The following is a 7,559-nucleotide window of genomic DNA, read 5'->3' as shown; positions in this document are numbered from 1 at the left end:
GCATCCGGCCGCTCGCGCCCTGCTGCCGGGGAGTGCCCCGCCGCGAGGCGCTGCGCGTACGCCGCGGGATGTTTGACGTTCCACCACCGCAGCCCCTCGACGTGGCTGTGCGCACCGGGACCGTATCCCCACCAATCGGTGCCGCGCCAGTAGGCGAGGTTGTGCCGGGAGCGTTGCGCAGGCGTGCGCGCCCAGTTCGAGACCTCGTACCAGTCGAAGCCGGCGGCGGAGAGCGCCTCGTCGGCGAACTCGTACATGTCCGCCTGCAGGTCGTCGTCGGGCTCGAGGACCTCACCGCGGCGGATCTGCCGGGCGAGCTTCGTGCCCTCCTCCACGACGAGCGCGTACGCCGACACGTGGTCGGGTTCGAGGGCGACCGCCGTCTCGACCGAGCGGCGCCAGTCGTCGAGGGACTCCCCCGGGGCGCCGTAGATGAGGTCGACGCTCACGTCGAGCCCTGCCCCGCGCGCCGCGGCGACCGCCGTCGCGACGCCGGCCGGATCGTGCGTGCGATCGAGGGTCGCCAGCACGTGCGGCGCGGCGGACTGCATCCCGATCGACATGCGGGTCACGCCCGCCGCGGCCAGTTCCGTCGCCATCGCCGCCGTCACGGTGTCGGGATTCGCCTCCACCGTGACCTCGGCATCCGGCCCGAGGCCGAAGGTGTCGCGCACGCCGTGCAGCATGCGCGCGAGGTCGCCGGGCGGCAGGAGCGTCGGTGTGCCACCGCCGAAGAAGACGGTGGATGCCGGCCGCAGCGGTCCCCGCGCGGCGAGCACCCCTCGCGAGAGCGCGAGCTCGCGCAGTACCTCGTCGGCATACGCATCCTGCCGGGCACCTCGCAACTCACCCGCCGTGTAAGTGTTGAAGTCGCAATACCCGCAGCGCACGCGACAGAACGGCACGTGGACGTAGACACCGAAGTCGCGATCCGCGTCGACGGCGACATCGACGGGAAGAGCACCGTCGAGCGGCGCAGGATCGCCCAGTGGCAGCGCCGAGCCCATCAGGAGGGTGTCGCGAACAGCGGCGACAGCGCCCGCAGATAGCCGCCGAACAGCTCCCGGCGGCGCCGCTTCACGAGGACCGGCAGCATCCGATACAGGGGCGACGTTGGCCGGTCGAACGCGCGCACGCGGAACCACACCTCGTCGTTCTCGTACCACTCCAGTAGGAACGACTCCTCGCCGCTGACGACCGACTCCCCGATCGTGCCGAGCAGAAATCCGACGCGACGGGGCTCCTCGGTCACGGAGATGACGCGCAGGTGCGCATCGGCGCGCAGACCGCCGACCCGCCCGTGCACACGCAGCGACGTGCCAGCGGCGACGTACGGGGTGCCGTCGGCGTCGAACCGCTGCTCGGTCTCGAGCTTCGACGGCGCGAGCGGCGTGCCCGCGTCATCGAAGCTCACACCGGAGTAGGTCGGACCCGCAGCGGGATGCACATCGCTCACGGTCAGCCCCGCCCCGCGCAGCGGCGCCCACGCCAGCAGGGCGTCCGCGGAGGTCGCGAATCGTTCCCCGCCGCTGCCGAGCCGCCAGGCGTCTTCGGCCGGGATGCTCTTCTCCGGCGGGTAGCCCATGAGGTCGGGCGCCTGGCTCGCCCCCACGGCGGCATAGTCGACCGTGCCGTCCTGGAAGTTCCCGCGCCGCATGACGTCCAGCCTAAACCGGTGCCTACTTCTTGGATTCGACCTCGCCGGAGAGCGCGGCGATGAACGCCTCCTGGGGGACCTCGACGCGGCCGACCATCTTCATGCGCTTCTTGCCCTCCTTCTGCTTCTCGAGCAGCTTGCGCTTGCGGGTGATGTCGCCGCCGTAGCATTTGGCGAGCACGTCCTTGCGGATGGCGCGGATGTTCTCGCGCGCGATGATGCGCGCGCCGATCGCCGCCTGGATCGGGACTTCGAACTGCTGGCGCGGAATGAGCTTGCGCAGCCGCTCGGTCATCATCGTGCCGTAGGCGTAGGCCTTGTCGCGGTGGACGATCGAACTGAAGGCATCGACCTTCTCGCCCTGCAGCAGGATGTCGACCTTGACGAGGTCGGCGGTCTGCGAGCCGGCCGGCTCGTAGTCCAGGCTCGCGTAGCCCTGCGTCTTGCTCTTCAACTGGTCGAAGAAGTCGAAGACGATCTCGCCGAGCGGCATGTTGTAGCGCAGTTCGACGCGGTCCTCGCTGAGGTAGTCCATGCCGAGCAGCGTTCCGCGCCGCGACTGACACAGCTCCATGACGGTGCCGACGTAGTCCTTCGGCAGCAGGATGCCGACTTTGACGACCGGCTCGGCGACTTCTGCGACTCGCCCGTCGGGATATTCGCTGGGGTTGGTGACGGTGACCGTCTCGCCCGTGTCGGTCGTGACCTCGTAGGTCACCGACGGGGCGGTCGTAATGAGGTCGAGGTCGAACTCCCGCGCCAGCCGCTCGGTGATGATCTCCAGATGCAGCAGCCCGAGGAACCCGCACCGGAAGCCGAAGCCCAGCGCGACCGACGTCTCTGGCTCGTACTGCAGCGAGGCGTCGGAGAGCTTGAGCTTGTCGAGCGCTTCGCGGAGGTCCGCGTAGTCGCTGCCGTCGATCGGGTAGATCCCGCTGAAGACCATCGGCTTCGGGTCGGTGTAGCCCGGGAGTGCGACGGATGCCGGTCGGCGCTGGTTCGTGATCGTGTCGCCGACCTTGGACTGGCGCACGTCCTTCACGCCCGTGATGAGGTAGCCCACCTCGCCGATGCCGAGACCTCTCGTCGGCACCGGCTCGGGGCTCGAAACGCCGATCTCGAGGAGGTCGTGCGTCGCTTTGGTCGACATCATCTGGATGCGCTCGCGCGGCTCGAGCTTGCCGTCGACCATGCGCACGTAGGTGACGACGCCGCGGTACGAGTCGTACACCGAGTCGAAGATCATGGCGCGCGCCGGCGCGTCGGCGACGCCGGTCGGTGCCGGAATCGCCTCGATGATGCGGTCGAGCAGGTCTTCGACACCGACACCGGTCTTGCCGGATACGCGCAGCACGTCGTCGGGAGAGCCGCCGATGAGGTTCGCGAGCTCGGCGGCATACTTCTCGGGATCGGCGGCGGGTAGATCGATCTTGTTCAGCACCGGGATGATCTGCAGATCGTTGTCCAGCGCCAGGTAGAGGTTGGCGAGCGTCTGCGCCTCGATGCCCTGCGCCGCGTCGACGAGGAGAATCGCGCCCTCGCACGCCGCGAGGGAACGCGAGACCTCGTAGGTGAAGTCGACGTGGCCGGGGGTGTCGATCATGTTGAGCGCGTAGGTCGCGCCCGCGGAAGCCCACGGCATCCGCACCGCCTGCGACTTGATCGTGATACCGCGCTCACGCTCGATGTCCATGCGGTCGAGGTACTGCGCCCGCATGTCGCGGTCGGCGACCACGCCGGTGATCTGCAGCATGCGGTCGGCCAGCGTCGACTTGCCGTGGTCGATGTGGGCGATGATGCAGAAGTTGCGAATCAGCTCTGGAGGGGTCGCGGACGGCTCGAGAGGCTTCAGGGCGCGCGGGGACATGTCCCGTGAAGTCTACCGGCGCGCCGGGTGCGGGTTCCGGGTGTGAATATACTGGATCGAGAAATGCTTGCGCTTCGGTGCCGACCATGCTACATTTGTTCTAGTACCAAGGCGCCATTCATGCTGAGGGAACGGGTTGAGCAGGACAAAGCCTCCTGACGTTCATTTGTCGACGTCTGGAGTGTCCATGAATCCCCAGTTCCATCCTTCGGATCCCGAGAGGGATGCCGCGGGTGAGCCTGCCGTGCGGGAACCGTACTATGCAGCATTGTCGGCACTCGTGACGCGCGCACAGCAGAACCGCGCCGAGATGAGCCGGCTGCACGCCGAACGTGCTGAGTTGTGCGCCGAAGCGGTCGCTCTGGTCGCGGAGCGCGTTGCCCAGCGGGCGGCTGCGCGCGCCGCAGGAAAGAAGGACAACCAGGGGATCGGTGACGACATCCCCTTGCGCGAGGTGATCGCCGAGCTCGGTGCGGCGCTGCGGGTGTCGGACCAGACCCTCCGGATCTGGCTCGGAGACGGATCGGCACTGGTGCAGAACTACCCCGCCACGCTCGAGGCGCTGCGATCCGGCGAGGTCGATGAGCGGCACGCGTCGGCGATCATCGATGGCGGGTCGGGCGTCACTGCGGACAATCGTGCCGAGTACGAACGGCGCGCTCTGGAGGCCGCTGCCGAGCTGACAGCGCCAGCGCTGCGGGATACTGCGCGTGTCATCGCCGCGCGGCTGCAGCCCGATCTCGTGGCATCCCGCCAGCAGGCCGCCCACGAGAATCGCCGCGTCCGAACCTACAGTCTCGAGGACGGTCTTGCGCGGCTGCAGGCCGACGGTCCGGCCGCTCTCGTGCTCGCCATGTTCGACCGCCTCACGCAGCTCGCGGAGAGCATCGAGGACGATCCTGACGCGGAACCCGTGCCCAACGACAACACCACGCCGGACACGATCCCCGATCCGGACGAGAGTGCGCCGACGGCATCCGACGAGCGTTCCCGCGATCAGTTGCGATTCGACATCCTCAGCGACATCGTCCTGACCGCCACCCCCACCGGCCACGGCGATCCCGACGCGCTGGGATCGATCCGCGGCTCAGTGTCCGTCACGATCCCCGTGTTGACGCTCGCCGGTCTCGATGACGATCCCTCGGTGCTCGCCGGGCACGGCCCCATCGACCCTGACACCGCCCGCCGCATCGCGGGTGCCGCGTCCGGGTGGGACCGGATCCTCACGCATCCGGTCACCGGCATCCCCGTCGCCGTCGACCGCTACCGGCCCAGCGCCGAGCAGCGTCGCTTCCTGATCGCCCGCGACCACCACTGCCGCTGGCCGGGATGCCGCCGGGTCGACACGCACTGCGACGCCGATCACACCATCGCGTACTCCGACGGCGGTCGGACGACCGCCGAAAACCTCGGCCTGTTCTGCAGACGACATCACCGACTCAAGCACTCATCGCCTTGGGGGATCCGGCAGCTCGGCGCGGGCACTCTCGAGTTCACCTCACCCACCGGTCGCACCTACCTCAACAACGCCCCGCCCGAGCTCGAGTTCGTCCCGCCCCGGTGGCAGACGGCCTACGATCCCCTCGATCCGGCGCCGTTCTGACAAATGCGGGCCTCAGAGACGGCGGACGGTACAGGGTGCAGCCCGCATGCACCAGGACACCGAACGATGCGAAAGAGCCGACCCGTCAGCCCTGTCGAACCCATCGGCTGCCAAGAAAGCTCGGTTCGGTGGCGCGTCGCGGCGGTGGGCCCGGCCGGCATCACCGACATCGACTTCGGCGATCCGGTCGAGGCCGCAGATCACGTCGCCGCGCAGTTGAGTGACGGCGACGAGTCCATGCTGCGCGACTCGCTCAGTGTGCTCCCGAACGGCGCCGACATCGGCGTGACTGACGGCCGTCCTCCCTGTGCGCATCAACCGGCTCCTGCCCACGACGCTCGTCGCTGTCGTCGCGCAGGAGGACGGGGCGCGCGCAGACGGCTCCGTCGTCGCGCTCACGCGCGCATAGGCTGAAAGTGTGACGACGACGGTGGTGATGGTGCACGGCATCCGCACCTCCGCGACGATGTGGCGCGCGCAACGGGAGCATCTCGCCGCGCTCGGAGTTCCCGCCGTCGCAGTGGACCTCCCCGGACACGGCACTCGGATGTCGGAAGAGTTCACCCTCGAGGGCGCGTTTGCCACGATCGACGGCGCCGTCCGCGAGGCCGCGACAGAAGGCCACGTGCTCCTGGCGGGGCACTCGATGGGCGGACTGCTCTCGATCGCGTATGTCGGCGCGGAAGACCGGCCGCCTGTCGACGGCTTCATCGCAGCATCCTGTACCGCCATCCCGCGGGGCATCGGCCTGCGCACCTACCGCACCCTCGCGCTCGGTTTCAACCGACTGCCGAATCGCGGATCTCGCATCTCCGAATGGGTGCTGGACCGCACGCTCCCCGCCGAGACGCGCACCGACTTCGGTGCCGGCGGCTACGCCTACGACGCGCAAGACGTGGCCCTGCGGTCACTGTCGGTGCTGGACCTGCTTGCGGCACTCCGGCGCATCGACGTACCGACCTGGTTCGTCAACGGCCAGTTCGATCAGCTGCGGGTGAACGAGCGGCTGTTCGTCTCGCTCGTTCCGCAGTCCGAACTCATCGTCGTGCCCCGCACGTCGCACCTCGTGACCGCGATGCGCCCGCGCGTGTTCAACGCCGTGATCGATCTCGCACTCGCGACGTTACGGGCGGACAACGCGCGAGCCTGATAGACTCAGTGTTTGGCTTGCGTGTGGGTCCCACCCTGCACGCCGCCGGAGGCGCCCCTCTACCGCCAAACCGGCACATCCATCGAAAACTCCTAACGAAAGAACCGTCGAACGTGGCGAACATCAAGTCGCAGATCAAGCGCAACAAGACCAACGAGAAGGCACACGAGCGCAACAAGGCCGTCAAGAGCGAGCTGAAGACCGAGGTGCGCCGCACCCGCGAGGCGGTCGCCGCGGGCGACAAGGCTGCCGCCGAGAAGGCGCTTGCCACGGCCACCCGTAAGCTCGACAAGGCCGTGAGCAAGGGTGTCATCCACGAGAACCAGGCTGCGAACCGCAAGTCGGCCATCGCGAAGCAGGTTGCCGCTCTCTGAGTCGCACGATCCAGGAGAAGAGCCCGACCCCCTCCGCGGTCCGGGCTCTTCTCTTTGCCGATCAGCGTCCGCAGCTCACGAGATTGTCTGCATCCCGCGGCGGCGCGGGGGCCGCGGGGCGGCGTTGGTCAGCCCGTAGCGGCGCGCACGATGCGCGCCGCCTCGGCGCGGTCGGCGGCACCGAGCTTGAGCACGACGATCGACACGTAGTTGGCGACTGTCTTGACCGACAGATGCAGGCGCTCGGCGATGACCGGATTGCTCAATCCGCGGCCGAGGAGGTCGGCGACCGCCGCCTCGCGGGTCGTCAGACCGATCCCACCGAGTCCGCCCATGTACTGCTCGGCCGGAGCGTTCGCGCCGACGAGCGGACGGGGTACGCCGGGACCGAGCCACAGCGCGCCGGCGAAGGCGGCTTCCGCTGCGCCGAGTATCTGCTCGGGCGTTGCCTGCTTCGTCACGTACGCGGATGCCCCCGCCTGCAATGCGCGCCGCACCGTCGCCTCGTCGTCGAAGAGGGTGATGACGACGACCCGCACCTCCGGCCACGTCGCGGCGATGCGCGCGGTGGCCTCGATGCCGCCGAGGTCCGGCATCGAGAGATCCATGAGCACGACGTCGGGTTGCGTCTCGCCGACCACGGCCAGCGCTTCGAGGCCCGACCCCGCCTCGCCGACCACCTCGATCTCGCTCGCGCGCAGCAGCGCGACGAGGCCCTTGCGGAACACCGGGTGGTCGTCGACGACGACGGCGCGGATCACGAGGCGGCTCCTTCGCGAGATGCGGATGCCACGGGTTGCGCCTCTTCGCCGGCGAGCTCGCGAGGGACCGATGCCAGCGGGCGCGCCGCATCGGCGGCGGGCATCGCCTCGATCGGCAGGAACACACGCACACACGTGCCCCCGTCC

The 7,559-nt window shown here is 68.8% G+C and carries 7 protein-coding genes; 3 read left to right on the top strand and 4 right to left on the bottom strand.

All coding sequences use genetic code 11. From position 1 onward, the window contains the following. The 3 genes from hemW to lepA all read right to left on the bottom strand — a co-directional run. The coding region (hemW, locus tag WBP48_RS03990) for a radical SAM family heme chaperone HemW (protein WP_424436425.1) at positions 1-1,007 on the bottom strand (1,007 nt) is incomplete at its 3' end. Beyond that, a complete protein-coding gene (locus WBP48_RS03985) occupies positions 1,007-1,657 on the bottom strand; it encodes a DUF1990 family protein (protein WP_424436422.1) in 651 nt (216 codons plus the stop codon). The genes hemW and WBP48_RS03985, both read right to left, overlap by 1 nt. Positions 1,658-1,679: 22 nt before the next feature. After that, on the bottom strand, positions 1,680-3,524 hold the full coding sequence (gene lepA / locus WBP48_RS03980; protein WP_424436419.1) for a translation elongation factor 4: 1,845 nt from the start codon (positions 3,522-3,524) through the stop codon (positions 1,680-1,682). A gap of 187 nt (positions 3,525-3,711) precedes the next feature. Here lepA and WBP48_RS03975 point away from each other — a divergent pair, with 187 nt between their 5' ends. The 3 genes from WBP48_RS03975 (at position 3,712) to rpsT (ending at position 6,651) form a co-directional block, all read left to right on the top strand. Beyond that, positions 3,712-5,127: a DUF222 domain-containing protein gene (locus WBP48_RS03975; protein ID WP_424436416.1), complete on the top strand. Its 1,416-nt coding sequence runs from the start codon at positions 3,712-3,714 to the stop codon at positions 5,125-5,127. Between the two features lie 418 nt (positions 5,128-5,545). Beyond that, the gene (locus WBP48_RS03970; RefSeq protein ID WP_424436413.1) at positions 5,546-6,277 is read left to right on the top strand and encodes an alpha/beta fold hydrolase; all 732 of its coding nucleotides are present in this window, start codon (positions 5,546-5,548) and stop codon (positions 6,275-6,277) included. 113 nt (positions 6,278-6,390) lie between these two features. Continuing rightward, positions 6,391-6,651: a 30S ribosomal protein S20 gene (rpsT, locus tag WBP48_RS03965; RefSeq protein WP_424436410.1), complete on the top strand. Its 261-nt coding sequence runs from the start codon at positions 6,391-6,393 to the stop codon at positions 6,649-6,651. 128 nt (positions 6,652-6,779) lie between these two features. Here the strand turns inward: rpsT and WBP48_RS03960 are convergent, their stop codons facing one another. Then, positions 6,780-7,412, bottom strand: coding sequence for a response regulator (locus WBP48_RS03960; RefSeq protein WP_424436407.1), 633 nt, complete (start codon positions 7,410-7,412; stop codon positions 6,780-6,782). Between the last annotated feature and the right edge of the window lie 147 nt (positions 7,413-7,559).

Source organism: Microbacterium sp. (assembly GCF_049661145.1).
GTDB lineage: Bacteria > Actinomycetota > Actinomycetes > Actinomycetales > Microbacteriaceae > Microbacterium.
This window is presented reverse-complemented; position numbering and strand designations above follow the sequence as displayed.